The sequence below is a fragment of the Saccharomonospora xinjiangensis XJ-54 genome (assembly GCF_000258175.1).
Lineage (GTDB): Bacteria > Actinomycetota > Actinomycetes > Mycobacteriales > Pseudonocardiaceae > Saccharomonospora > Saccharomonospora xinjiangensis.
On sequence record NZ_JH636049.1, the window covers coordinates 1,268,081 to 1,293,446 of the forward strand.

Genomic DNA, 25,366 nt, shown 5'->3' on the forward strand with positions numbered 1-25,366 from the left:
GGAAGCCACCCCGCGAGGCTAGGGCAGATTCCGTGCCACCAACTCTGCCGAGTAGGTGATGAAGCCACCTCTGTTTCGGTCCAGGTTCTCTACGCTCAGTGGCCCGGGATGGCGCGACGCAACCGCCCGAGTGAATTCTCGCGGCCGAGTAGTTCCATGGACTCGTACAGCGGTGGTGACACCGTGCGCCCGGTCACAGCGACGCGGACGGGAGCGAACGCTTTCCTGGGTTTGAGACCCAGTCCGTCAACGAGGGCGTTCTTCAGCGCGGCCTCGATGGCGTCGGTGCGCCAGTCCTCGAGTTTCTCCAGTGCCTCAACGGAGGCACGGAGTACGGGTTCGGCGTCGGCGCCGAGATTCTTGGTGGCCGCGGCTTCCTCTGGTGCGAAGGTGTCCTCGGGGACGAAGAGGAAGCGCACGAGGTTCACGGCGTCGGACAGGACGGTGACGCGTTCCTGCACGAGTGGACCGATGGTGCGGAGCTTCTCCTTCTGCTCGTCCGTCGGCTGCTCGGGCAGTACGCCCGCCGCCACGAGGTACGGCACGGTGCGCCGGACGAATTCCTCGGTGGGCAGCGCCCGCACGTGGGTTCCGTTGATGGCTTCGGCCTTCTTGGGATCGAAGCGGGCCGGGTTGGCGCTGACCTTCGTGATCTGGAAGGCGGCGACCAGTTCCTCGACGGTGAACACATCCCTGTCGTCGGCGATCGACCAGCCGAGCAGCGCGAGGTAGTTCAGCAGGCCCTCGGGGATGAAACCCTGGTCACGGTAGTTGAACAGGTTCGACTTGGGGTCGCGTTTGGACAGTTTCTTGTTGCCCTCGCCCATGACGTAGGGCAGGTGTCCGAACTCGGGCGTGAAGTCGGTGACCCCGATGCGCCGCAGTGCGGAGTACAGGGCGATCTGCCGCGGCGTTGACGGCAGAAGGTCCTCGCCGCGCAGCACGTGGGTGATGCGCATCAGCGCGTCATCGACCGGGTTGGTCAGCGTGTAGAGGGGCTGCCCGTTGGCCCGCACGAGCACGGGGTCGGGAATGGTTCCGGCCTTGAACGTGATCTCGCCGCGCACGAGGTCGTTCCAGCCGAGGTCCTCGTCCGGCATGCGAAGGCGGAGCACGGGGGCGCGGCCCTCGTCGCGGTAGCGCTGCTTCTGTTCGCCGGTGAGGTCGCGGTCGAAGTTGTCGTAGCCGAGTTTGGGGTCCTGGCCCGCGTCGCGACGGCGCTGCTCGACTTCCTCACCTGTGGAGAACGACTCGTACAGCTCGCCCGCGTCGAGCAGTTTCCGCGCGACGTCGGCGTAGATGTCACCGCGCTGGCTCTGCCGGTAGGGGCCGTAGTCGCCGCCGACCTCGGGGCCTTCGTCCCAGTCAAGACCGAGCCAGCGCAACGCGTCGAGCAGAGCCTCGTAGGACTCTTCGCTGTCACGCGCGGCGTCGGTGTCCTCGATGCGGAACACGAGGGAGCCGCCGTGGTGGCGGGCGAAAGCCCAGTTGAACAGCGCCGTCCGGATCAGTCCCACGTGCGGGGTTCCGGTCGGCGAAGGACAGAAGCGGGCACGTACGGCCTTCGTCTCACTCATAGCCCTGTCAGAGTAACGCCCTTGACGGAGGCCGCGACGTCGTGCATGGTGAATTTATTCAACACACATTGAAATAAGGGAGCGGCGATGAGTGAGAGGACGACGTGTGCCGTCATCGGCGGCGGCCCCGCCGGAATGGTCCTCGGCCTTCTCCTGGCCAGGGCGGGTGTCGAGGTCACCGTGCTGGAGAAGCACAAAGACTTCCTGCGCGACTTCCGTGGCGACACCGTGCATCCGTCAACGTTGCGGCTGCTCGACGACCTCGGCCTCGGCACCAGGTTCGCCGAGCTTCCCCAGACGAAGATCACCGAGATCGCCTTCCCCGACGAGCAAGGACGGCAGACCGTCGTCGGGAACCTCGACCACCTGCGCCGATTCGGCCACCCGTACCCGTACATCGCCATCACTCCGCAATGGGACTTCCTGACGCTGCTCGCCGACGCAGCCTCAGAGGAGCCGACGTTCTCACTGCGCATGCGCTCGCAGGTCACCGAACTCATCAGGGAGCGGGGCCGAGTGAACGGTGTGCGCTACCGCACCGAGGACGGGACGACGCACACCCTGCTCGCCGACCTCACGGTGGCCTGCGACGGCCGCTGGTCACTGGCACGCGAGCAGGCGGGCCTGCGGCCCAAGGAATCGTCCGTGCCGATCGACGTGTGGTGGTTCCGGCTGGAACGCGAACCCGGCGAGGGGCCTGACCAGCTCAGGCCGTACCTGCGCGGCTCGAAGATGTGCATCACCGTTCCGCGCCACGGCTACTACCAGATGGCCTACATCGCGCGGAAGGGCCTCGACGCGGAGTTACGCGCACGCGGTATCGACGCCTTCCGGCGCGACATCGCCGAGTTGGTTCCGGAGCTTGCCGATCGGGTCGGCGAACTGACTACGATGGAGCAGATCAAACACCTCGACGTCCGGCTGAACCGGCTCGACCGGTGGCACAGGGACGGCCTGCTGTGTCTCGGCGACGCGGCCCACGCGATGTCGCCGATCGGCGGTGTGGGCATCAATCTCGCAGTGCAGGACGCGGTCGCCGCCGCACGCCTGCTGGCACGTCCGCTGCGCAGGGGCAAGGTGGACGAGCGGACACTCGCGGCGGTTCAGCGAAGGCGCACCATGCCGACGATCGTCGTGCAGGGGCTGCAACGACTGCTGCACCGTGTCATTGTCGCCCCCGTCATGGAGGGCAGGCGCTCCGGACCACCGAAGCCGTTGACGAAGACCCTGCGAACGGCCCCGTGGCTTTCGGCCGTGCCCGCCTTCCTCATCGGAGTCGGGCCACGGCCCGAGCGTGCGCCGACGTTCGCGCGGCGACGATGAGTCAGGTGGACTGCACCGGGTTGCTCAGGGTTCCGATGCCTTCGATGGTGATCGACACTGTCTGGCCGTCCTCGATGCGGCCGACGCCCTCCGGTGTGCCGGTGAGGATCATGTCGCCCGGCAGCAACGTCATCACCGACGACACGAACGCCACGATATCCGCCACCTTGTGCACCATCGCCGACGTGCGCGCGTCCTGCTTCACGGTGCCGTCGATCTCGGAGGTGATCCGCAGATCCGACGGGTCGATCGCCGTCTCGATCCACGGCCCGACGGGACAGAACGTGTCGAAGCCCTTGGCCCTTCCCCACTGGCCGTCGGACGCCTGGAGGTCGCGCGCACTCACGTCGTTGGCGACGGTGTAGCCGAGGATGGCCGCAGGAGCCTGCTCGGCCGTGATGTTCTTGACCGGCCTGCCGATGACCACGGCAAGCTCTCCCTCGAAATCGACCCGCGACGAGGCGGGCGGCAGCTTGATGGCCGCGTTGGGGCCGATGACGCTTGTCGAGGGCTTCAAGAAGATCATGGGATCGGCCGGAACCTCGTTGCCGAACTCCTCGGCGTGCTTGGCGTAGTTGCGGCCCACCGCGATGACCTTGGTCGGCAGGATGGGAGCCAGCAACCGCACATCCGCGAGCGGCCATCGCCTTCCGGTGAAGTTCGGCTGCCCGAACGGATGTTCAGCGATCTCGAGGACCTGAGCCGAGGCGTCGTCACCACCGTCGGACTCGATGGAAGCGAACGCGACGCCATCAGGATGAGCGATCCGAGCCAAACGCACGGCACCATCCTAACGCGAGCCACCCCTCCGCCATGTCCACAGCCCGGAATCACCGTGTCCGCACCTCTCGTACGCATGCTTGCACTTCCCGTACGCGTGTCGGCACCTCACGCACGGGTGTCGGCACTTCCCGCACTCCCGCATGTGTGTTTGCACTTCCCGCACGTGTGCTTGCGCCCTGCGACGCACACTCGCGTGCATGAGGTGCAAACTCGCGTGCGTGAGGTGCGGACACGATTCCGGGTGTCGGCACCTCACGGACGCATTTCCCCGGCGGCACCGGACACCGCCAGCGCCTTGTGCACCAGCGCGTCGCACAGAGCGAGCCAGCTCGCCTCGACGATGTTCGCGTGCACGCCGACGGTCGTCCACGTTCGGTCGCCGTCGCTCGATTCCACCAGCACGCGGGTCACGGCGTCCGTTCCGGTCTTGCCGACGAGGATGCGCACCTTGTAGTCGGACAACTCCACGCTGTCCAACCAGGACAGGTGCCCCCGCAATGCCTTGCGCAACGCGGCGTCGAGCGCGTGCACCGGCCCATTGCCCTCCGCTGTCGCGATGACCCGCTCACCACCGACGTGGATCTTGACCGTGGCCTCCGCGCCCACGTCACCGCCGACGTGGTGGTCGAGCACGACACGGTAGGACTCCAGCCGGAACGGCGGCTGCGCCGGCGCGCCCTCGGCTTCCTCCCTCAGCAACAACTCCAGTGAGGCGTCGGCCGCCTCGAAGGACCAGCCCTCGGCCTCCAGCGCCTTGACCTTCTTCAACGCGCCCGCGAGTGCCTCCGGCTTCTCCGCCAGGTCCACACCGAGTTGCCGCCCCTTGAGTTCGAGACTCGCCCTTCCCGCCATTTCCGTCACGAGCACACGCATGTCGTTGCCCACATCGGCCGGGTCGATGTGGTTGTAGAGCAACGGATCGACCTTGATGGCGCTCGCGTGCAATCCCGCCTTGTGCGCGAACGCCGACGAGCCCACGTACGCCTGATGCTCCTCGGGAGCGAGGTTGGCCAGTTCAGCCAGCGCGTGCGCCGTTCGCGTCAGCTCCGGCATCCGGGACGGAGGCAGCACCGGCATGCCCAGCTTCGTCACGAGATTGCCCACCACGGCGAACAGGTCCGCGTTACCCGCACGCTCTCCGTAGCCGTTGGCGGTGCACTGCACGTGGGTGGCCCCCGCCTGCACCGCGGCGATGGTGTTGGCCACGGCGCACGCCGTGTCGTCCTGGCAGTGGATGCCCAGCCGCAAGCCCGTGCGGTCGGCGACCTCACTCACCGTCTCGGCGATTCCCAGCGGGAGTTGCCCGCCGTTGGTGTCGCACAGCACCACGACGTCCGCGCCTGCCTGGCCCGCGGCGTCGAGCACCCGCAGCGCTGTGTCGGCGTCGTGCGCGTAGCCGTCGAAGAAGTGTTCGGCGTCCACGAAGACCCGCCGCCCCTCACCGACAAGGAACGACACGGTGTCACGCACCATCGCGCACGCCTCTTCGACGTCCACCCGCAACGCCCGCTCGATGTGGCGGACGTCCGACTTGGCCACGAGCGTCACGACGGGCGCCTGAGAGTCGAGCAGCGCACGCACCTGAGGATCGTCGGCCACGGCGACCCCCGCTTTCCGGGTGGAACCGAACGCGACGAGTACCGCGTGCCGCAACGGGAGTTCCCCCGCTGCCGCCCTCGCGAAGAACTCCGTGTCCTTCGGCAGCGCTCCCGGCCAACCTCCCTCGATGAACCCGACGCCGAGGTCATCGAGCAATCTCGCCACAGCCAGCTTGTCCGCGATGGAATAGGAAATGCCCTCGCGCTGGGCTCCGTCGCGCAATGTCGTGTCGTACAGGTGGAACTGGTCTGAGAGCGGGGTGCCTTGTGGCTCCGTGCGGCTCACGGGATCTCCTTGGGACGATGAGCGGCCAACAAAAAAGACCCCCCGCCAAGGATGCGAGAGGTCCGCGCGCCGGATGCTGAGAATTCAGCGTTACCCGGCGCGCCTGCCGATAATGATCACGTGTGAGGTGGTCATGCCGCCCATACTGCCACAGACCCGGGCGGGCACGATGGTGAGTCCGGACTGTGGACGCACGCGCGCCCGCCCTTCACCGGTCGTCGCTGCGCCGTTCGGCTCCTGTCTCCCCGGCGTAACCGAGGTCGTCACCCTCGATCCGGCCGACGAACGTGCCACTGTGCCCGGGGCCGGTGGTCGAGCGATCGTCGCCCCTGTCACCACTCCTGCCGCCCGTCGGCCGCGCCCGCGACGTGGCGGGGTCGTCGGCGGTGTCGGCCTCGGACGCACTGGAGGACGCCGGTTGCCGACGTCCCAGCAGGTTCTTGAACCAGGTGAGCATGGACGCCGGATACCCGGGCGCCCGGCACGGAAACGGCGGCCTCAGCTCGCCTTGCGGGCATTGGAGGAGACGAGCGCGGCGAGGCGGTCTCCGATGGCCTGGGTGCTGCCGGGTGAGTTCTGGTCGCGGGTCGCGAGGTCGAACGCCACGGACGCCTCGATACGGCGGGCGGACTCCCGTTCACCGAGGTGGTCGAGCAGCAACGCCACGGACAGCACCGCCGCGGTGGGGTCGGCGAGGTTCTGACCCGCGATGTCGGGCGCGCTGCCGTGAACGGGTTCGAACATGCTGGGGTTGCGGCGCGTGATGTCGAGGTTGCCGCTCGCCGCGAGCCCGATTCCGCCCGTGACCGCCGCGACGAGGTCGGTGATGATGTCGCCGAACAGGTTGTCGGTGACGATCACGTCGAACCGGCCGGGGTCCGTGACGAGGTGGATCGTGGCGGCGTCCACGTGCGAGTACGCCACGGTGACGTCGGGGTGCGCGAGCGACTCCTCCTCCACGATCCGGGACCACAGCGAACCGGCGTGTTCGAGGACGTTGGTCTTGTGGACGAGCGTGAGGTGCTTGCGTGGACGCTGCTCGGCGCGGGCGAAAGCGTCGGCCACCACCCTGCGGATGCCGAAGGCCGTGTTGACGCTGACCTCGGTGGCGATCTCCTGCTCGGTGTCCTTGCGGAGCAGCCCGCCGTTGCCCGCGTAAGGCCCCTCTGTGCCTTCCCGCACCACGAGCAGGTCGATCTCGCCGGAATCGGCGAGCGGGCCCCGCACACCCGGGTAGAGCCGTCCCGGCCTGAGGTTGACGTGGTGGTCGAGTTCGAACCGAAGGCGCAGCAGGAGTCCGCGTTCGAGGATGCCGCTCGGCACGCTCGGGTCGCCGACGGCGCCGAGCAGAATGGCGTCGTGCTGGCGCAGCTCGCTCAACACCGACTCGGGAAGCAGCTCGCCCGTGGCGTGCCAGCGGGACGCTCCGAGGTCGTACTTGGTGATCTCGGCACTCGGGACGACCTCGGCGAGTACCTTCAGCGCCTCGGTCACGACCTCAGGGCCGATCCCGTCGCCGGGGATCACAGCAAGCCGCATCCACACACCTCCGTCAGTCAGGCACCCGGCGCCCCGGAAGCCCATCCGCGATCGAACTCCAGCGACGGCAGGTTACCGTTGGTCGCCGATCGGTCGAAGCACGACCACCCATCCGCCGCAGCCGAGCAGATACTCGTCACTCAATCGTGTCATATGGATCGGCCAAAAGGGCATCCGAACGCGGTGCGGTTGGCCACGCCCGCACCGCGCCGCGCCAAGTCGATCCACAGTAGAAGGCCGCTACCGAGCGGGCTCGACCAACCGCAGCACCGCAGGCGCGCGCTGACCCTGCGGCTCCAACCGGACGTCGCGGCTCCATTTCGCCCTCCCGCCCGTGGCCAGCAGGTCGGGAAGCACCGTGACGGCGCGCGTTACCTCGCCGTCCAGGACGAAAACGAGAAGGTTCCCCGCGTCGTAGTAGTACTCCTCGCTCAGCACCGCGCTGCCGACCTCACGCTCGACCCGCTCCGCGGAGGTTCCCTCGCCGAACACGTACACGGTGTCCCACTCGCCGCCCTCCACCTCAGCCAGCGCAGCCGAGCCCCGTGCCGCACTCAGCTCCCTCAGCCTGTCCTGCAACCGCTCGTCGTGCTCCACTCGCACTCCTCCCCAGCCACACCCGGCGCACACCGCCAGGACGAGAACGAACAACACCGCCAGTTTGCGCATCGTGCTCAGCTACCCCAGTCGTAATCGCCACTTCCGTCGCCGGAGCCCCCGCTGGTGTGCGAACTGCCTCGCTCACCGCCCTCCTTCTCCGGAGCCGGATCGTCGGCGTGGCCTGTCTGTCCACCGGCGACGTCGTTGCTGTAGGCGAGTTCGCCGTTCTTGTCGATCACCACCGTGCGGCCGTCCTCCACCGCCTTCTCCACGAGGTTCGCCAGCTCCTCGGGGCTCGCGTCGGGGTTCGCCGCGGCGATCTTGCGCCCGACCTCGTTGTTGTAGAGGTCCATGGCCTCCCTGTCGGCGGGGTTGCCCGGAAGCCGCTCGTGGGCCGTTCCGTACTTCTGCGCCCACTCCTCGCCGAACTTCTGCGTCATGAGCGCGTTCCAGTACGCGTGCCGGAAGGCGTCCCTGTGGCTGTCGTTGCCATCCTGTCCGGGGAAGCGGTCGTCCGCCGTCCCGAACGCCTTGTTGCGGATGTCGTACATGTCTTTGATCCCGAGCAGACCGAGATCGTCGAGCAGGTCGGCCTCGGACTTCGTGACCGTTTGGCCGAAGAAGTTCACTGTCCCGTCAGGGTCGGGGCTCACCTGGTAGTTCTTGAGGATCTGATCGAGCCGGACGCGCTCCTCCCCCGCTGCGGCAGCCTCGGCGAGCGTGGTGGCACCGGCGTCACTGATCTTGTTCGCGAGCACCCTGTCCAGCATGGCGGCGAGGTCGGTGTCCACAGCGGCGGCCTTGTCGAGAATGGCCTTCACCCGCTCGGCGACCGCGGACCTGGCCAGCTCCGCCGGCAGCGTCGTGACGCCCTCCGGCGCGACGACGGTGCCGTTGTCGATCCGGAGACCGTGGCTCGACGCCAGGCTCTTCGCCTCGTCGATCTCCCGCCGGAGCCCGCGGACCGCGTCCTCGACGGTATCGACCGTGGTCGCCATCGAGGCCACCTCGGCCGCGAGGGTCTCCAGATCCTGCCGGTGCTTGGCCAGGTCCCGCCGCGCGGACTCCGCGCTGGGGCCGCTCCATTCCTTGGGAGAGACGGACTCGGTGAGTTCGTCCTCGAGCGCGACGATCGCGTTGCGGGCCTTCACGAGAGCGTCACCGACCGCGGCGACACCGTCGGCGTTCCACTGCTCGGCGTCGTTCCAGGAGACCATCAGTTGCCTCCACCGACCGTGTCACCGGCGTCCCGGTCATTGGTGTCGTAGGCGTCGGCGGCGGACGTCAGCTTCTTCGCATAGCCGTCCATCGCCTTCGCCCAGCCCGAGGTCTCGTCGCCCCACTGCTCCGCCACCTTGGTGGCGCTGCCCGATGCGCGGGTCCCAGGCAGCGCCTTCGCCAGATCCCCCACCACGGAGAGATCCACAGAGCGGAGCTGGTCGGCGGCGTCCTCCGCCGCGCCCGCGGCTTCCCGCAAGGACGCGGTGACCACCTCGAATCCCATGTGCCGACCCCCAGCGTCTCGTCGGAATCCGTGGACGCGGTCGGTCCGGTCCCGCGCCCACGCGGACAGTACTAGGACGTGTGACCTGCGCAACTGGTTCCGCAGAGGGGCGGAAGGGGTCGGGGTGTCAGTCGAAGTTCAACGCCCGGATCAGCCTGGCGTCAACGGTGGCACCGATCGGCTCCAGCATGTGGCTGTCAACGGCGCGGTCAACCCGGAGCAGCATGACAGCATCGGATCGGTCGGTGGTCTGGCTGATCTGCGCGGCCTCGATGTTGATGCCGGCCTCGCCGAGCAGCGTGCCCACCCTGCCCATGATCCCTGGCCGGTCGGGGTATTCCAGCAGCAGCATGTGCCCCTCGGCGCGAATGTCGAAGTGCCTGCCGTTGACCTCGATGAGCTTCGGGACGTCGTCCTTGCCCGTCACCGCACCGGACACGGAGTGCGCACTGCCGTCGGTGTGCACGACGCGAACGGTGACCTGGCTGCGGTAGTTCTGGCTCTCCGGTTCGGTGGACACGCTCACCTGCACGCCGAGTTCCTCGGCGAGACGCGGCGCGTTCACGAACGTCACCTGGTCCTCCACGACGCCGGAGAACACTCCGCGCAGCGCCGCGAGCTGAAGCACGCTCACGTCCTCGCTGGCGAGTTCACCGGCCGCCGTCACGGACACCGAGGCGGGGGCCTTCGTGCTGAACGCCGAGAGCACGGTGCCGAGTTTCTGGGTCAGCGACAGGTACGGCCGGACCTCCTCGCCCACCGTTCCGCTCGCCACGTTGACGGCATCCGGCACGAAGTCGCCGCGCAGCGCCAGCAAAACCGAACGCGCCACGTCGGTACCCGCGCGGTCCTGCGCCTCCCGTGTGGACGCACCGAGGTGGGGGGTCACGACGACGTTCGGCAGCTCGAACAGCGGGCTCGACGTGGTGGGTTCCTCGGCGAACACGTCGATGCCCGCGCCACCGACCCGGCCCTCGCGCAGGGCCTCAGCGAGCGCGCTCTCGTCGATGAGCCCGCCGCGGGCGGCGTTGACGATCAGCACACCGGGCTTGGCCTTCGCGAGCGCGGTAGCGCCGATGAGGCCCTTGGTCTCCGGGGTCCTGGGAAGGTGGATGGAGATGATGTCGGCACGCTCGAGCAATTCGTCGAGGGATACCAGTTCGACCCCGAGCTGTGCCGCCCTCGCGGCCGAGACATAGGGGTCGTAGGCGAGAAGCTTCGTGTCGAACGCGGCGAGCCGGGCCGCCACGAGCTGTCCGATCTTGCCGAACCCCACGACGCCGACGGTCTTGCCGGAGACCTCCACGCCCGAGTAGGCGCTGCGCTTCCACTCGCCGCCCCGCAGGCTCTGGTCAGCGGCCGGAACCCGGCGGGCCACGGCCAGCAGCAACGCGACCGCGTGCTCGGCCGCCGACACGATGTTCGACGTCGGCGCGTTCACCACGAGCACACCGCGCTCGGTGGCCGTGGGTACATCGACGTTGTCGAGACCGACGCCTGCCCTCGCCACGACCTTCAGCTTCGGGGCGGCGCCGAGGACCTCCTTGTCCACCTTGGTGGCGGATCGCACCAGAAGCGCGTCGGCGTCCCTCACCGCCTGCAACAGCGCCGGGCGGTCGGTGCCGTCCACGTGGCGGACCTCGACCTCGTCACCGAACACCGCGACGGTGGAAGGGGCGAGTTTCTCGGCGAGGAGAACGACGGGCTGGCTGGAATTGGTCACGATGCGCCTTTCGTCTCAAAGGTGTGGGGCCGTTCGCAGACGCTCACTGACAGGGCCACGACACTGTGTCCTCGACGCCCGAAGTGTAGTCCCGCAACGCCTCCCGAGAAGCACGATGCGGTAGCCGACACGAATCGCCCCGGCATCGCGTGTGTCCGCGGTTCAGGCACCTGTGCCGACGTCGCCCGACGCGAACATGCGTGCACAGACCGCGGACACGGTGCGGGGTGTCAGTGCGGACGGTCGAACTCGCCTGCTCGTGCGCCGAGGAGGAAGGCGTCCCATTCGGACGGCGTGAAAACGAGAACGGTGCCGTCCGGATCGGCCGCTTCGCGCAGCACCACGTACGTCGCCGCGTCGCGGTGAGCGACGAATGCGTACTCCACGGTGCCGCTCGCTCCTTCAGGGTCGTCGCCGAGGCGCCGCCACAGCGCGGTGGAGAGGTCCAGTTCGTCGCGAACGTGGAACTTGTCATCGACAACGGAAGAATCGTTCTTCATGGGGGGCCAGAGTAGGACATCGGCCACCCCTCGGACAGCCGAAACGGTGCCGGGACCTGCGGACCCGGCACCGGTGGCGATCAGGCGGTTTCGGTGATCGGCCGGTCCACCCACGACATCAAACCGCGCAGCTTGCGCCCGGTTTCCTCGATCGGGTGTTCCTCACCGGCCTTCTGCAACGCGGCGAAGTTGGCCCTGCCCCGCTCGTCCTCGGCGACCCATTCCCTGGCGAACGTGCCGTCCTGGATTTCACGAAGAATTGCCTTCATGTTCTCCTTGACCTCGGGCGTGATCACCCGGGGGCCCCGGGTCAGATCGCCGTACTCGGCCGTGTCCGAGATCGAGTACCGCATCCGCGCGATACCACCCTCGTACATGAGGTCCACGATCAGCTTGAGCTCGTGCAGCACCTCGAAGTAGGCGATCTCCGGCGCGTAGCCCGCCTCGGTGAGCACCTCGAAACCGGTCTGCACGAGAGCCGACGCGCCACCGCACAGCACGGCCTGCTCGCCGAAGAGATCGGTCTCGGTCTCCTCGGTGAACGTCGTCTTGATGACACCGGCCCTCGCACCGCCGATGGCCGCAGCGTAGGACAGCGCGAGCGCCTGCGCGTTGCCGCTCGCGTCCTGCTCGACCGCGATGAGGCACGGCACGCCCTTGCCGTCAACGAACTGCCTGCGCACCAGGTGACCCGGTCCCTTCGGCGCCACCATCGCGACATCCACATTGGACGGCGGCTTGACGAGACCGTAACGGATGTTGAAGCCATGGCCGAAGAACAGCGCGTCGCCGTCCTTCAGGTTCGGCGCGATGTCCTGCTCGTAGATCGCGCGCTGCTTCGTGTCCGGCGTGAGGATCATGATCAGGTCGGCTTCGGCGGCGGCCTCGGCCGTCGTGACGACCCTCAGGCCCTCGTCCTCGGCCTTGGCCCACGACTTCGACCCCTCGGCAAGCCCGATGCGGACGTCAACGCCGGAGTCGCGCAGGCTCAGCGCGTGCGCGTGGCCCTGGCTGCCGTAGCCGATCACAGCGACCTTGCGCCCCTGGATGATGCCGAGGTCGGCGTCGGCGTCGTAGAAGATTTCGACTGACATGAGGGGTGGTACTTCCTTTCGATTCGATAGGGCGGTCGGGGGCGTCAGCGGGTCGCCGTCGCCGTGATCGAGCGGGCACCCCTGCCCACGGCGACCATGCCCGACTGCACCAGCTCACGCACGCCGTAGGGCTCCAGCATGCGCAGCAGCGCGTTGATCTTGTCGTGGGTGCCGGTCGCCTCGATCGTCAATGCCTCCGGCGACACATCGACGACCTTGGCGCGGAACAGTTGCACGGTCTCCAGCACCTGACTGCGCACCGTGGCATCGGCCCTGACCTTCACGAGCAGCAGTTCGCGCTGCACCGAGTGGGCGGGGTCGAGTTCCACGATCTTGATGACGTTGACGAGCTTGTTGAGCTGCTTGGTCACCTGTTCGAGTGGCTGTTCCTCGACGGCGACCACGATCGTCATCCGGGACACCTCGGGGTTCTCCGTGGGCCCGACTGCGAGAGATTCGATGTTGAAACCGCGGCGGGAGAAGAGTCCGGACACCCTGGCGAGCGCGCCGGGCACGTTCTCGACGAGAACGCTCAGTGTGTGGTTGCTCATGAGCGTTTCCGCTCCTTTCGCTGCTCGGTCCGCGGCAAGCTCACTGCGACACCTCGTCCTCGTCGAACAGCGGCCGGATTCCCCGCGCCGCCATGATCTCGTCGTTGCTCGTACCGGCCGCGACCATCGGCCAGACCTGCGCGTCCTTGCCGACCACGAAGTCGATCACGACGGGCCGGTCGTTGATCTCCATGGCTCTCCGGATGGTGTCGTCAACACCGTCCTTCGTCTCGCAGCGCAGTCCCGCGCAGCCGAGCGCCTCGGCGAGCAACGCGAAGTCGGGGATACGGTGTTTGTGCGTTCCGAGATCGGTGTTGGAGTACCGCTCGGAGTAGAAGAGGTTCTGCCACTGCCGCACCATGCCGAGGTTGCCGTTGTTGATGACGGCGACCTTGATGGGGGCGCCCTCGATGGCACACGTGGCGAGTTCCTGGTTGGTCATCTGGAAGCAGCCGTCGCCGTCGATGGCCCACACCTGCTTGTCCGGCCGCCCGAAGCTGGCGCCCATGGCGGCGGGGACGGCGAAACCCATCGTGCCGAGCCCGCCCGAGTTGATCCACGTCCTCGGCTGCTCGTAGGAGATGAACTGCGCCGCCCACATCTGGTGCTGGCCGACCCCTGCCACGTAGACGGCGTCGGGTCCGACAAGTTCGCCGATGCGCTCGATGACGTACTGCGGGGCCAGCGTCCCGTCGGAGGGCCACTCGTATCCCGAGGGGAACGTGTCGCGCCACGAGTCGAGCTGCAACCACCAGGCGGACAGATCCGCCAGACCGTCGTTCGCCGTCTCCGCCTTCACCGCGGCGATCAGCTCGGTGATGATCTCGGCGCAGTCACCGACGATGGGGACGTCGGCCTTGCGATTCTTGGAGATCTCGGCGGGGTCGATGTCGGCGTGCACGACGGTGGCGTCGGGAGCGAACGACTCCAGCCTGCCCGTCACCCTGTCGTCGAACCGAGCGCCGAGCGCCACGAGCAGGTCGGCGCGCTGCATGGCCGCGACCGCGGCCACCGAGCCGTGCATGCCGGGCATACCGAGGTGCTGGCGGTGCGAGTCGGGGAACGCTCCCCTGGCCATGAGGGTCGTCGCCACGGGAATGCCGGTGAGCTCCGCCAGTTCGCGCAACTGCTCGGAAGCCCCGGCCTTCAGCACGCCACCCCCGACGTACAGCACGGGCCGCTTCGCCCTCGCGATGAGCCGTGCGGCCTCCCTGACCTGCTTGCCGTGAGGCCGCAGCGTGGGCCGGTAGCCGGGGAGACGCATCTCGGGCGGCCACGCGAACGACGTCGTCTCCTGCAGCACGTCCTTGGGGATGTCCACCAGCACGGGACCGGGACGCCCCGTGCTCGCGAGGTGGAACGCCTCGGCGATCACCCTCGGGATGTCGGACGGCTCCGTGACGAGGAAGTTGTGTTTGGTGATCGGCATCGTGATGCCGCAGATGTCGGCTTCCTGGAAGGCGTCGGTGCCGATGAGCGCCCGGGTCTGCTGACCGGTGATCGCGACAACGGGAACGGAATCCATGTGCGCGTCGGCCAGCGGCGTCACCAGGTTGGTCGCGCCGGGGCCTGACGTGGCCATGCACACGCCCACCTTGCCCGTCGCCTGCGCGTAACCGGTTGCCGCGTGCCCCGCGCCCTGCTCGTGGCGCACGAGGACGTGGCGCACCTTGGTGGAATCGAGGAGCGGATCGTAGGCGGGAAGAATCGTGCCACCGGGAATACCGAAGACCACCTCGACGCCGACCGCTTCGAGGGACCGCACGAGCGACTGCGCGCCAGTCACTCGAACGGGCGTTCCTGCGGGCGGGGTCGGCTTGGGACGGGGTGCGGAGTGGCCGGGCGACGCCGGGTTCGGTGTCGGCCCGGCGGTCGCGTCCGATCGCGAGGTGGCGCTAGTCATCGGTTCTCGCCTCGTGGGGTTGTCCGGTGTTTCGGTCGGGCTTCGGTCGGGGTTGTCGGTCCGCTCGCCGGCAGAGATCCGCCACGTCGTCCGCGCAATAAAAAACCCCCGCCGACCAGTGAGTGGTCGCACGAGGGTCGCGCGTCGGACGCAGAGAGGATCCCTACGCGCCGACGCGCGAGGGAATTACGAGAACAAGCTGCGGTGTCACGGCGACGACGTTAATCGGCCACGGTCAGCAGTGTCAACTCTGCGGGATGGTGATCCCGGATACTGGACCCTCCGATCGTCGGACGCCCCCGGGTGGCACCGCATCCGACCTGCGGTGCACCATCGTGGAGTGGCGGATCGAGAGCAGGACACGACCATGACGGTGACCCGCAAGCGCGACACCGACGACGCAGGCACGGCGGAGGGCACCCAGGGGAAGGGCAGCAGGGCCGTGTTCCGCGTCCCCGGAACCGCGCTGATCGGTGTGCTGATGCTGTTCATGTGCACGTTCCCGTTCGCGGCGACACTGCCGTACCTGCTGGTGCTCCTCGTCGTTCCCATCGCCGTCGCGGTGTGGATCGTGCGGACCCGCACCGTGGCGACGCGCGACGGCCTCACCGTGCGCACCATGCTGGGTACAAGGGAACTGCCGTGGGACGCGATCAAGGGCTTCAGCATCTCCCCGAAGGCCACCGTCGCCGCCGTGCTCACCGACGACACCGCCGTGCCGCTGCCCTCCGTGCGCACCCGGCACCTGCCCGTGCTGTCCCTGGTGAGTGAGGGAAGGGTGCCCGATCCTTCCGGGCTGCTCGCCGAACCGGCCGAAGGACCCCCCGGCTCCGATGGCGAGAGCGACGAGTCCGAGGCGAAGAACCCGGCGGCCGACGAGGCGGCGGGCAGTGCGGAGAACTCCGAGGCACGGTCGAAGGACGCGGGCGGCCGGTAGCGGTCGCCGACCGGCCGCCCCGATCAACGCGTCCGGGCGTACAGTTTTTTCCATGCCCGCTCTGCGTTCCCGAACCACGACCCACGGCCGTAACGCCGCGGGAGCTCGCTCCCTGTGGCGCGCGACCGGCATGACCGACTCCGACTTCGGCAAGCCGATCGTCGCGATCGCCAACTCCTACACCCAGTTCGTGCCGGGACACGTACACCTCAAGGATCTCGGCGAGGTCGTCGCCGAGGCCGTGCGCGAGGCAGGTGGCGTGCCCCGCGAGTTCCACACCATCGCGGTGGACGACGGCATCGCCATGGGCCACAGCGGCATGCTGTACTCGCTGCCCTCACGCGAGATCATCGCCGACTCCGTCGAGTACATGGTCAACGCACACCAGGCCGACGCGCTGGTGTGCATCTCCAACTGCGACAAGATCACGCCAGGCATGCTCAACGCCGCCATGCGACTGAATATCCCCACGGTGTTCGTCTCCGGCGGGCCCATGGAGGCAGGCAAGGCGGTCGTCGTCGATGGCGTGGCGCACGCGCCGACCGATCTCATCACCGCCATCGCAGCATCGGCCAATTCGGCGGTTGACGAGGCCGGTCTCTCCGTCGTGGAGCAGTCCGCGTGCCCGACGTGCGGATCGTGCTCGGGCATGTTCACGGCCAACTCCATGAACTGCCTCACCGAGGCTCTCGGGCTCTCACTTCCCGGCAACGGGTCCACACTGGCCACCCACACGGCCCGCAGGCAGCTGTTCACCGAGGCAGGCAGGACTGTCGTGGAGTTGGCCCTGCGCTGGTACGGCGAGGACGACGAGTCGGCGCTGCCCCGCTCCATCGCCACCAAGGAGGCGTTCGAGAACGCCATGGCACTCGACATGGCTATGGGCGGGTCCACCAACACCGTGCTGCACATCCTCGCCGCCGCGAGGGAAGGCGAGATCGACTTCACGCTCGACGACATCGACCGCATCGGCCGTGAGGTTCCTTGTCTGTCCAAAGTGTCGCCGAACTCCGACTATCACATGGAGGACGTGCACAGGGCTGGCGGCATTCCCGCCATCCTCGGCGAGTTGCACCGGGGCGGATTCCTCAACACCGGCGTCCACGCCGTGCACGCCGCCACCCTTGAGGAATGGCTGTCCGCATGGGACATCCGGGGTGGCTCTCCCTCGGAACGCGCGCTCGAACTCTTCCACGCCGCTCCTGGCGGCGTGCGCACCACGGAGGCGTTCTCGACGTCCAACCGGTGGTCGTCGCTCGACACCGACGCCGAGGGTGGCTGCATCCGCGACGTCGAACACGCCTACACCGCCAGTGGCGGGCTCACCGTGCTGCGCGGCAACCTCGCCGAGAACGGCGCCGTGATCAAGTCGGCAGGCATCGACGAGGACCTGTGGCGTTTCCGTGGCCCGGCGCGTGTTGTGGAGAGCCAGGAGGAGGCTGTCTCGGCGATCCTGAACAAGGAGGTCCAGCCGGGCGAGGTGATCGTGGTCCGCTACGAGGGTCCCGCCGGCGGGCCCGGGATGCAGGAAATGCTGCACCCGACGGCATTCCTCAAGGGCGCGGGCCTCGGCAAGGTGTGCGCGCTGATCACCGACGGCCGTTTCTCGGGAGGCTCGTCGGGAATCTCGGTGGGCCACATCTCGCCGGAGGCCGCCGCAGGCGGAACCATCGGCCTCGTCGAGAACGGCGACGAGATTCTCATCGACGTGCACGAGCGCACACTCGAACTCCTCGTGGACGCCGGGGTGCTCGCCGAGCGCAGGGCCAAGATGGAGGCATCGGAGCGGCCGTGGCAGCCGGTGAACCGGCAGCGGCCGGTCACCGCCGCGTTGCGCGCGTACGCGCGGATGGCCACCTCGGCCGACACCGGCGCCGTTCGCGATCCCGAGAAGTGACCGCGACGGTGGGGCGGTAGCGCGGAAGACCCGCCGCGCCCGCCCCATCGTGCTTCACCGGAACAGCATGATCACGGCAACGGACAGCCCGGCAGCCAGTACCAGCGAGACGAGACCGAGCGGCCACGGCTTCCGCCGCCACGGCGTGTTCTTGTCGATCGACGCGCGTCCCGCGCCCGTGAACAGCAACGCGAAGGCGACGAGTGCGATGAGCAGGTCGAACTCGAAACCGCCGTTCGAGGCGAAGAACCCGGCAGCCAGCTTGCTGTAGACCGCATTGGCCAGCACGCCGAGCACGGCGGCGGCACCCAGCGGCGTGAAAAGGCCGAGCACGAGCAGTGTGCCGCCGCCCACCTCGGCCAGTGCGGTCACCCACGCCAGCAACGTCGTCTGGCTGGTGAACCCCATCGCCGTGAGCGCCTTCGCGAAGCCGTCGATGCCAGGGCCGCCCAGCAGTCCGAATTTCTGGAGACCGTGGGCGATCACGAGGCCGCCGACAGCGAGCCGGATGACGAGCAGCCCGAAGTCGATGCCCGCGTGCAGCCGGTCGGCAGGACGGTCGGCAGGGTCGTCAGCGCTGTCGTCGAAGGAGACACCGTCGTCGGGGTCCGGCGTCGAGAAGCCGCTGCTGTCGAAGGTATCGGTGCGAAATGCCGTGGTCGGGGCGTCGGATCCGTCGTTTTCGTGAACCGTCATGCGCGCGCAGCGTAGAGTAAGGCCGCCTCGCCCGTCACCGAGGGTCAGCGCGTCACATTCTTTGCCGGAAACCACCACGCGGTCCACGGCGTCACACCGCCGTCTCTGACCGGACAGGGAGCGACAGCGTGGCTGGCACGGTGACCCGGACCGACCGCACCGCCCTCCTGGAGGCTGCGGGGTTCACAATCCTCGGCGAGGCCGAGGACGCATCCGGAGTGACGCCGTTGGCGGCGATCCGAGCCGCAGCCTGCGCGAGCGTCGTTCCCCGTGTCCGCATCGAACTCGGCGACGACGACGTGGAGCGGACCGAACGCGCATGGCGGGAGACGGCTCGCGACGCCTGCCTTTTCGACGAGCATGGGGCGTGTTACCTCTGCATCACCGGGCCCGGTGCCTCGACTCTGCCCTGGATTCACGCCCGCCTCCCCGAGCGAGCATGCTTCCTTCCCATCATCCGGGAACGAACCGGAACGGTCGAGTTCGTCGCCGTCTCACCGGCTGGCCACCCGGTCGTCGCGGTGTCCGAAGAGGAGTACGAACACTGGGTCGTCGTGACGTCGGCGCACGACCGCTGAACCATCCACTCCCATTCGCCACCGTGGCCTGGTTCGGCCCTGACCACAGTGGCCGGCGTCGCGGAGGTGGTCCAGCGAAGACCACCGACATGGTCATCGCCGAGAGGTACTCGACATGCGGGTATGACTCGACCTGCCAAGCTCAGTACTCCCCCTGCACCAGGTTGTCGGGCAGCTCCCCTCGCACGTAGCGCTCGATCTCGGCCGCCGCCACGCGGTACGAACGGCGCCGCGCGCCCCGTACCGCGCCGGCGACGTGCGGAGTGATGACGACATTCGGTGCCGTCCACAACGGGTGGCCGGGCGGCAGCGGCTCCGGGTCGGTGACGTCCAGCGCCGCGCTCAACCGGCCCGAGGTGAGTTCGGCCAGCAGCGCGCCGGTGTCCACGACCGGACCTCTCGACGCGTTCACGAGCAACGCGCCGTCCGGCAACGCGGCAAGGAACTCGGCGTCCACCATCCCCCGCGTACGGGAGGTCAGCGGCGTCACCAGCACCACCGCGTCCGCGCCGGGCAGGAGTCGCGGCAGCTCCTCGGCGCCGTGGACACCGTCGCGCGGAGTGAAGCCCACCATCGTCACCCACGCGTCGAAAGGGAGGAGTCTGCGCCGCACCTGGTTGCCGACGTCGCCCGCACCCACCACCAGCACCCTGCTGCCCTGCAACGTGCCCGTCGTACCGGGCCGCCACACGCGCTCCCGCTGTGCCTCGGCGAACACCGGAAGACCCCGGTAGGCGGACAGCAGCACCGCCACGACCCACTCCGCCGTACTCCCACCGTGGGCACCGCGGCACGTGGACAGCAGCACCCCGTCCGGCACCTCGTCGGCCCAGTCCTCGGCGCCGGCGGACAGCAGCTGGATCAAACGCAACCTCGGCATCACGCCGAGCAGTGGCAGCAACGCGGCAGGCTTCGCACCCGGTATCAGCACCTCGGCCTCGGCCGCCGCGCCGGGCACGCCCTCGGCGAGGTCCTCGACGTCGTACCTGACGGCCCGCACACCCGGCACCGCAGACAGTGCCGTCACGCCGTCGTCGTGGGGAACCAGAACGGTGATGGTCACCCCACCATCGTGGCCGATGCGCCCCCACCCGCTTACCCGAGGTTCACCCGGCGCCGCCTAGGCTGGACCACTGTGCGCAGGGGTCCGAGACGCTCGTGGCCGGCAGTGGTGCTGGCCGCCGTCGCCGTGGTGGCCGCGGGATGTGCGGAGTTCGACGACTCGACCGCGGCCACCGACTGGCGTGCCGCGCCCGAGCTGAGCGCCGAATCCGCGCCGCAACCGCAGCTTCCCGAGATCGAGGACTCGCCCACTCCGCAAGGGCCCTCCAGCTCGGAAACCCCCGTTCCTCCGCCCGAGGGCTGCACCGACTACGACAATGCCGTCATCGCCACCTGTCTCGACACGGTGTCGGCGCTCGCGCCACTGCCCTCCGACGGGTCCGCGGTCACCGCCCTCGCCGGTGAGCGTCGCAGCGGGCGGGTCTTCCTCGTCGGCACCGACGGTGAGAAGCAGGAGTTCGCGAAGCTGGACACCACCGCCGCCGGTGACGGGGGTCTGACGGGGCTCGCGCTGTCACCCACATACGCCGAGGACGGCCTCGTCTTCGCCTACGTCACCACCGACTCGGACAACCGGGTGGTGCGCTTCGCGCAGGGGCAGGCACCCAAACCCGTGCTCACCGGCATCCCGAAGGGCGCGTCGAACAACCGGGGCGCGCTCCTGCCCGGCGCCGACGGGGCACTCCTGGTCGCCACCGGTGACGCGGGAAGGCAGGACGCTGCGGCAGACCCGCGTTCGCTCGCGGGCAAGGTGCTGCGCATCGACGTCTCCGGGCAACCGGCGAAGGGCAATCCCACGACGGACTCGGCCGTCTACGCACACGGGTTGCACGCGCCCGGCGGCCTGTGCTCGACGGCGGACGGCTCGCGGCTGTGGGTCACCGACCAGGCGAAGGAGCACGACGCCGTGTACCGGGTCCAGGCAGGCGAGGAACTGTCGGTGCCTGCCTGGACCTGGAAGGACAAGCCCGGTGTCAGTGGCTGCGCCGACTGGACCGACATGCTCGCCGTCTCCACCGAGGGGGCAGGCAACGTGCAGAACCTACCCCTGACGGAGGACGGCTCCGTCGGCGGTGAACCGCAGATCACGATGGACGGGGAGAACGGCACCGCCTACGGACGGCTCGGCAGCCTCGCGCAGGTGACCGGCGACGTCGCCGTGGCAGGCACGGTCAACAAGGACGGCGGCAAGCCCGTCTCCAGCGACGACCGCGTGATCCTCATCGTGCGCCAGCCCGCCTCCGGTTCGGGCCGCGACTGACGGCGGCCCGCACATCCAGCGTGGCCGCCACCAGCGACACCAGCACCGCCGCCGCACCGAGATACCGTCCGAATGCCGCCTCGACGGCCACCCCGCTCTCCGCGAGGAAGGTGCGCTGTTCCTCACCGAACTGCCAGTCGAGAAAGACCCACGCCAGCGCCGTCGCGCACGCGGCAACGCCTGCGGCCACCAGCCACAGGTGCGGAAGGCCGTCCCTGCGCAGAGCGGGCCGCTGCCCGAACAGGACCACGGACACGCCTGCGACTGCTACCAGCAGCGGTGCGAGCCAGCCGAGGAACGTCGCCCGCCACACCGAGCGGTGGACGTCCGCACGCGGCAACTCGGCCAGCGCCGCACTCACCTCAGGGTCGGAAGCACTCAGCCGGGTCCACGGCAGGACAAGAGCCACGACGGCGAGCAGCCCGGCCGCGAGGCCGAGCCACTCACGCCACGACACCCGGGACAGCGACCACCCCGGCTCGCGACCGTCGCGCGACGACACGGTCAGGCGCCGACCCTCTCCAGGACCAGCTCGCGGACCCGCTTGGCATCCGCCTGGCCCTTCGTCGCCTTCATCACCGCGCCCACGATGGCCCCCGCGGCCTGCACCTTGCCACCACGGATCTTGTCGGCCACGTCGGGCTGCGCGGCGAGCGCCTCATCCACGGCTGTGATCAGCGCGGAGTCGTCGGACACCACCTTGAGACCGCGCTTCTCCACGACCTCGTCGGGCTCGCCCTCACCGGAAAGCACGCCCTGCACGACCTCGCGGGCGAGCTTGTTGGTCAGCTCACCGGAGTTGACGAGTTCGATCACACGGGCCACCTGCACCGGCGTGATGGGCAGCCCCGCCAGCTCCACCTCACGGAGGTTCGCCTGCTGGGTCAGGTACTGCACCCACCAGCTACGCGCCTCGTTCGGCTTGGCTCCTGCCTCCACGGTGGCCGCGACCAGGTCGGCCGCGCCCGTGTTGATGAGGTCCCGCAGTTCCTCGTCGGTGAGGTTCCACTCCTCCTTGATGCGCTTGCGGCGCTCCCACGGCAGCTCGGGAAGCGTCGTCCGCAACTGCTCCACCCACTCGCGGGAGGGCGCGATGGGCACAAGGTCGGGTTCGGGGAAGTAGCGGTAGTCCTCCGCCGTCTCCTTGACGCGGCCTGCCGACGTCGTGCCGTCGGCCTCCTGGAAGTGCCGGGTCTCCTGCGTGATGCTGCCGCCCTCAGCGAGAATCGCGGCCTGTCGCATCATCTCGTACCGCACGGCGCGTTCGACGCTGCGCAGCGAGTTGACGTTCTTGGTCTCCGTGCGCGTGCCGAACTCGGACGCGCCCTTCGCCATCAGCGACACGTTCGCGTCACACCGCAGCGAGCCCTGGTCCATGCGCACGTCGGAGACGTCCATGGCCCGCAGCAGGTCGCGCAGGGCCGTCACATAGGCACGTGCCACCTCCGGCGCGCGCGCCCCCATGCCCTCGATGGGCTTGGTGACGATCTCGATCAGCGGCACGCCTGCGCGGTTGTAGTCGAGCAGCGAGTGCTCCGCGCCGTGGATGCGGCCCGTGGCCCCACCGACGTGCAGCGACTTCCCGGTGTCCTCCTCCATGTGCGCGCGCTCGATGCCGACACGCACCACCTCGCCATCGTCGAGCACGACGTCGAGGTAGCCGTCGAAGGCGATCGGCTCGTCGTACTGCGACGTCTGGAAGTTCTTCGGCATGTCGGGGTAGAAGTAGTTCTTCCGCGCGAACCGGCACCACTCCGCGATCCGGCAGTTCAGCGCGAGCCCGATCCGGATCGCCGACTCCACCGCCTTGCCGTTGACCACGGGCAGCGCGCCGGGCAACCCGAGGCACGTGGGGCACACGTGCGTGTTCGGCTCGCCACCGAACAGGTTCGCGCAGCCGCAGAACATCTTCGTCTTCGTGTTGAGCTCGACATGCACTTCGAGCCCGAGCACCGGGTCGTACGACTCGACGACCTCGGCGTAATCCATCAGGTCGGCAACCGCTGTCACGGCGTCGGCGCTCCCTTCAGCTCAGGCATCTTGTCCAGCACGGGGCCCCTGGCCACCTCGTAGGCCGCACCGACGCGGTACAGCCGCTCGTCGGCCAGTGCCGGCGCCATGATCTGCAACCCGACCGGAAGCCCGTCGTCGCCGGAGAGTCCGCTCGGCACGCTCATCGCCGCGTTGCCCGCGAGGTTCGCCGGGATCGTGCACAGGTCGGCGAGGTACATCGCCAGCGGGTCGTCGATGCGCTCGCCGATGCGGAACGCCGTGGTGGGCGTCGTCGGCGACACGAGCACATCCACCTGCTCGAACGCGGCCGTGAAGTCACGGGCGATCAGCGTGCGGACCTTCTGCGCCGAGCCGTAGTAGGCGTCGTAGTAGCCGGAGGACAGCGCGTAGGTGCCGAGCATGATGCGGCGCTTGACCTCGGGCCCGAACCCTGCCTCACGCGAGGCGGACATGACCTCCTCAGCACTGCGCTCACCGTCGTCGCCGACCCTCAGCCCGTAACGCATGGCGTCGAACCGCGCGAGGTTGGACGAGCACTCGCTCGGCGCGATCAGGTAGTACGCCGAAAGGCCGTACGTGAAGTGCGGGCAGGACACCTCGACGATCTCCGCGCCGAGCTCGCGCAGCTGCGCCACCGCCGCGTCGAACGACGCGAGCACGCCGGCCTGGTAGCCCTCGCCCGACAGCTCCCGGACCACACCGATCCGCACACCGGCGAGGTCACCGTCGGCGCCCTCGCGAGCGGCCCGCACCACGGGCGGCACAGGAGCGTCGATCGACGTGGAGTCGAGCGGGTCGTGGCCCGCGATGACCTCGTGCAGCAGGGCGGCGTCCAGCACCGTCCGCGCACACGGGCCGCCCTGGTCGAGCGACGACGAGAACGCCACGAGCCCGTAGCGGGAGACACCGCCGTAGGTCGGCTTCACGCCCACCGTCCCGGTGACCGAGGCGGGTTGCCGGATCGAACCGCCCGTGTCGGTACCGATCGCGAGCGGCGTCTCGAACGCCGCCACCGACGCCGAAGAGCCGCCGCCCGAACCGCCAGGCACCCGATCCCGATCCCACGGGTTGCGGGTCGGGCCGAACGCCGAGTTCTCCGTGGACGAGCCCATCGCGAACTCGTCCATGTTGGTCTTGCCGAGGATCGGCACGCCGGCCTCGCGCAGCTTGCGCGTCACCGTGGCGTCGTACGGCGGGATCCAGTTCTCCAGCGTGCGCGAACCGCACGTGGTGGGCATGCCGCGCGTGGTGAAGACGTCCTTGAGCGCCAGCGGAACCCCGGCCAGCGCTGAGGCGGGTTCGGCGCCGCTCGCCAGCGATTCGTCCACGGCCCGCGCCGAGGACAGTGCCCCCTCGGCATCGATGTGGAGGAACGCGTTGATGCCGGAATCCACCTCGGCGATCCGGTCGAGATGAGCCCGGGTCACCTCCTCGGAGGACACCTCGCGGGCGTGGATCTTCTCCGCCAGTTCGGCCGCGGACAGCCTCGTCAGATCGGTCACTGCTCTTCCCCAAGAATGCGTGGCACCCGGAACCTGCCGTCCTCCGCAGCCGGAGCGCCTGCCAGCGCCTCCTGCTGGCTCAGGCCGGGACGGATCTCGTCGTCACGGAAGGTGTTCGTCAGCGGAACGGCGTGCGACATGGGCGGAATGTCGTCGGAGGCGACTTCGGCCACCTTCGCCACCGCGTCCAGGATCTGGTCCAGCTGGCCCGCGAAGACGTCCAGTTCTTCCTCGGTGACGGCCATCCTCGCCAGCCTGGCCAAATGCGCGACCTCGTCGCGGGAAATGTTCGACACGCGGGCGACTCCCGGGGTTTTCTCGATTCGCAAAGGCGCGGGTGTTGTCGATTTCGGGTGTTACCCAGGGCAGTCTATGGCGTGTGGCCCCGATCGCTCGTCGCGGGTCCGGGGCGCTGCGACTACCCATGCGGGGGTCGGAA

Annotated in this window: 24 protein-coding genes; 5 read left to right on the top strand and 19 right to left on the bottom strand. The window is 68.7% G+C overall.

What is annotated here, in order from left to right:
• Positions 1-95 precede the first annotated feature (95 nt).
• The gene (gltX, locus tag SACXIDRAFT_RS05255; RefSeq protein WP_006237455.1) at positions 96-1,577 is read right to left on the bottom strand and encodes a glutamate--tRNA ligase; all 1,482 of its coding nucleotides are present in this window, start codon (positions 1,575-1,577) and stop codon (positions 96-98) included.
• Positions 1,578-1,664: 87 nt separating this feature from the next.
• On the opposite strand from gltX, the gene SACXIDRAFT_RS05260 reads away from it, so the two are divergent.
• Complete coding sequence (locus SACXIDRAFT_RS05260; protein WP_006237456.1) at positions 1,665-2,900, top strand: FAD-dependent oxidoreductase; 1,236 nt, start codon at positions 1,665-1,667, stop codon at positions 2,898-2,900.
• A 1-nt stretch (position 2,901) separates the two neighbouring features.
• On the opposite strand, the gene SACXIDRAFT_RS05265 is transcribed toward SACXIDRAFT_RS05260, so the two are convergent.
• From SACXIDRAFT_RS05265 to SACXIDRAFT_RS05320, 12 genes are all read right to left on the bottom strand, one after another.
• Complete coding sequence (locus tag SACXIDRAFT_RS05265; RefSeq protein WP_006237457.1) at positions 2,902-3,681, bottom strand: fumarylacetoacetate hydrolase family protein; 780 nt, start codon at positions 3,679-3,681, stop codon at positions 2,902-2,904.
• Between the two features lie 254 nt (positions 3,682-3,935).
• The gene (gene cimA / locus SACXIDRAFT_RS05270; protein ID WP_006237458.1) at positions 3,936-5,567 is read right to left on the bottom strand and encodes a citramalate synthase; all 1,632 of its coding nucleotides are present in this window, start codon (positions 5,565-5,567) and stop codon (positions 3,936-3,938) included.
• Between the two features lie 208 nt (positions 5,568-5,775).
• On the bottom strand, positions 5,776-6,024 hold the full coding sequence (locus SACXIDRAFT_RS05275) for a hypothetical protein (RefSeq protein ID WP_006237459.1): 249 nt from the start codon (positions 6,022-6,024) through the stop codon (positions 5,776-5,778).
• Between the two features lie 41 nt (positions 6,025-6,065).
• The gene (locus SACXIDRAFT_RS05280; protein ID WP_006237460.1) at positions 6,066-7,106 is read right to left on the bottom strand and encodes a 3-isopropylmalate dehydrogenase; all 1,041 of its coding nucleotides are present in this window, start codon (positions 7,104-7,106) and stop codon (positions 6,066-6,068) included.
• A 240-nt stretch (positions 7,107-7,346) separates the two neighbouring features.
• Positions 7,347-7,775, bottom strand: a complete 429-nt coding sequence (locus SACXIDRAFT_RS05285; protein WP_006237461.1) for a hypothetical protein — start codon at positions 7,773-7,775, stop codon at positions 7,347-7,349.
• A 5-nt stretch (positions 7,776-7,780) separates the two neighbouring features.
• Positions 7,781-8,923 (bottom strand): DUF6973 domain-containing protein, encoded by a 1,143-nt coding sequence (locus SACXIDRAFT_RS22235; protein ID WP_006237462.1) that lies wholly within the window; start codon positions 8,921-8,923, stop codon positions 7,781-7,783.
• Complete coding sequence (locus SACXIDRAFT_RS05295) at positions 8,923-9,210, bottom strand: type VII secretion target (RefSeq protein WP_006237463.1); 288 nt, start codon at positions 9,208-9,210, stop codon at positions 8,923-8,925. The genes SACXIDRAFT_RS22235 and SACXIDRAFT_RS05295 overlap by 1 nt, the downstream gene beginning before the upstream one ends.
• Positions 9,211-9,337: 127 nt before the next feature.
• Complete coding sequence (gene serA, locus SACXIDRAFT_RS05300; protein ID WP_006237464.1) at positions 9,338-10,933, bottom strand: phosphoglycerate dehydrogenase; 1,596 nt, start codon at positions 10,931-10,933, stop codon at positions 9,338-9,340.
• 230 nt (positions 10,934-11,163) lie between these two features.
• Positions 11,164-11,433: a DUF397 domain-containing protein gene (locus SACXIDRAFT_RS05305; RefSeq protein ID WP_006237465.1), complete on the bottom strand. Its 270-nt coding sequence runs from the start codon at positions 11,431-11,433 to the stop codon at positions 11,164-11,166.
• An 80-nt stretch (positions 11,434-11,513) separates the two neighbouring features.
• Entirely contained in the window at positions 11,514-12,527 is a 1,014-nt protein-coding gene (gene ilvC, locus SACXIDRAFT_RS05310; protein WP_006237466.1) for a ketol-acid reductoisomerase, read from the bottom strand.
• A 44-nt stretch (positions 12,528-12,571) separates the two neighbouring features.
• On the bottom strand, positions 12,572-13,078 hold the full coding sequence (gene ilvN / locus SACXIDRAFT_RS05315; protein WP_006237467.1) for an acetolactate synthase small subunit: 507 nt from the start codon (positions 13,076-13,078) through the stop codon (positions 12,572-12,574).
• A gap of 40 nt (positions 13,079-13,118) precedes the next feature.
• Positions 13,119-14,981 carry an acetolactate synthase large subunit gene (locus tag SACXIDRAFT_RS05320; protein ID WP_006237468.1) on the bottom strand — a complete coding sequence of 621 codons (1,863 nt, stop codon included), beginning with the start codon at positions 14,979-14,981 and terminating at the stop codon, positions 13,119-13,121.
• Positions 14,982-15,321: 340 nt separating this feature from the next.
• Here SACXIDRAFT_RS05320 and SACXIDRAFT_RS05325 point away from each other — a divergent pair, with 340 nt between their 5' ends.
• A complete protein-coding gene (locus tag SACXIDRAFT_RS05325; protein WP_408640373.1) occupies positions 15,322-15,918 on the top strand; it encodes a PH domain-containing protein in 597 nt (198 codons plus the stop codon).
• Positions 15,919-15,970: 52 nt separating this feature from the next.
• The gene (gene ilvD, locus SACXIDRAFT_RS05330; protein WP_006237470.1) at positions 15,971-17,815 is read left to right on the top strand and encodes a dihydroxy-acid dehydratase; all 1,845 of its coding nucleotides are present in this window, start codon (positions 15,971-15,973) and stop codon (positions 17,813-17,815) included.
• Between the two features lie 54 nt (positions 17,816-17,869).
• Here the strand turns inward: ilvD and SACXIDRAFT_RS05335 are convergent, their stop codons facing one another.
• Complete coding sequence (locus tag SACXIDRAFT_RS05335; RefSeq protein ID WP_040922051.1) at positions 17,870-18,511, bottom strand: DoxX family protein; 642 nt, start codon at positions 18,509-18,511, stop codon at positions 17,870-17,872.
• 128 nt (positions 18,512-18,639) lie between these two features.
• Between SACXIDRAFT_RS05335 and SACXIDRAFT_RS05340 the strand changes: the two genes are divergently transcribed.
• Positions 18,640-19,089 carry a hypothetical protein gene (locus SACXIDRAFT_RS05340; protein ID WP_006237472.1) on the top strand — a complete coding sequence of 150 codons (450 nt, stop codon included), beginning with the start codon at positions 18,640-18,642 and terminating at the stop codon, positions 19,087-19,089.
• Between the two features lie 142 nt (positions 19,090-19,231).
• Here the strand turns inward: SACXIDRAFT_RS05340 and SACXIDRAFT_RS05345 are convergent, their stop codons facing one another.
• Entirely contained in the window at positions 19,232-20,152 is a 921-nt protein-coding gene (locus tag SACXIDRAFT_RS05345; RefSeq protein ID WP_006237473.1) for a 2-hydroxyacid dehydrogenase, read from the bottom strand.
• Positions 20,153-20,224: 72 nt separating this feature from the next.
• On the opposite strand from SACXIDRAFT_RS05345, the gene SACXIDRAFT_RS05350 reads away from it, so the two are divergent.
• Complete coding sequence (locus SACXIDRAFT_RS05350; protein ID WP_006237474.1) at positions 20,225-21,412, top strand: PQQ-dependent sugar dehydrogenase; 1,188 nt, start codon at positions 20,225-20,227, stop codon at positions 21,410-21,412.
• Here the strand turns inward: SACXIDRAFT_RS05350 and SACXIDRAFT_RS05355 are convergent.
• Genes SACXIDRAFT_RS05355 through gatC form a run of 4 tightly spaced genes read right to left on the bottom strand, consistent with a single transcriptional unit; the run spans position 21,372 to position 25,223 of the window.
• Complete coding sequence (locus SACXIDRAFT_RS05355) at positions 21,372-21,914, bottom strand: hypothetical protein (RefSeq protein WP_006237475.1); 543 nt, start codon at positions 21,912-21,914, stop codon at positions 21,372-21,374. The two genes, SACXIDRAFT_RS05350 and SACXIDRAFT_RS05355, sit on opposite strands and share 41 nt — an antisense overlap.
• Before the next feature lie 2 nt (positions 21,915-21,916).
• Positions 21,917-23,422, bottom strand: a complete 1,506-nt coding sequence (gene gatB / locus SACXIDRAFT_RS05360) for an Asp-tRNA(Asn)/Glu-tRNA(Gln) amidotransferase subunit GatB (RefSeq protein ID WP_006237476.1) — start codon at positions 23,420-23,422, stop codon at positions 21,917-21,919.
• A complete protein-coding gene (gatA, locus tag SACXIDRAFT_RS05365; RefSeq protein WP_006237477.1) occupies positions 23,419-24,927 on the bottom strand; it encodes an Asp-tRNA(Asn)/Glu-tRNA(Gln) amidotransferase subunit GatA in 1,509 nt (502 codons plus the stop codon). The genes gatB and gatA overlap by 4 nt, the downstream gene beginning before the upstream one ends.
• Positions 24,924-25,223 carry an Asp-tRNA(Asn)/Glu-tRNA(Gln) amidotransferase subunit GatC gene (gene gatC / locus SACXIDRAFT_RS05370; RefSeq protein ID WP_006237478.1) on the bottom strand — a complete coding sequence of 100 codons (300 nt, stop codon included), beginning with the start codon at positions 25,221-25,223 and terminating at the stop codon, positions 24,924-24,926. Before gatC ends, gatA begins: the two co-directional genes overlap by 4 nt.
• Positions 25,224-25,366: the final 143 nt, after the last annotated feature.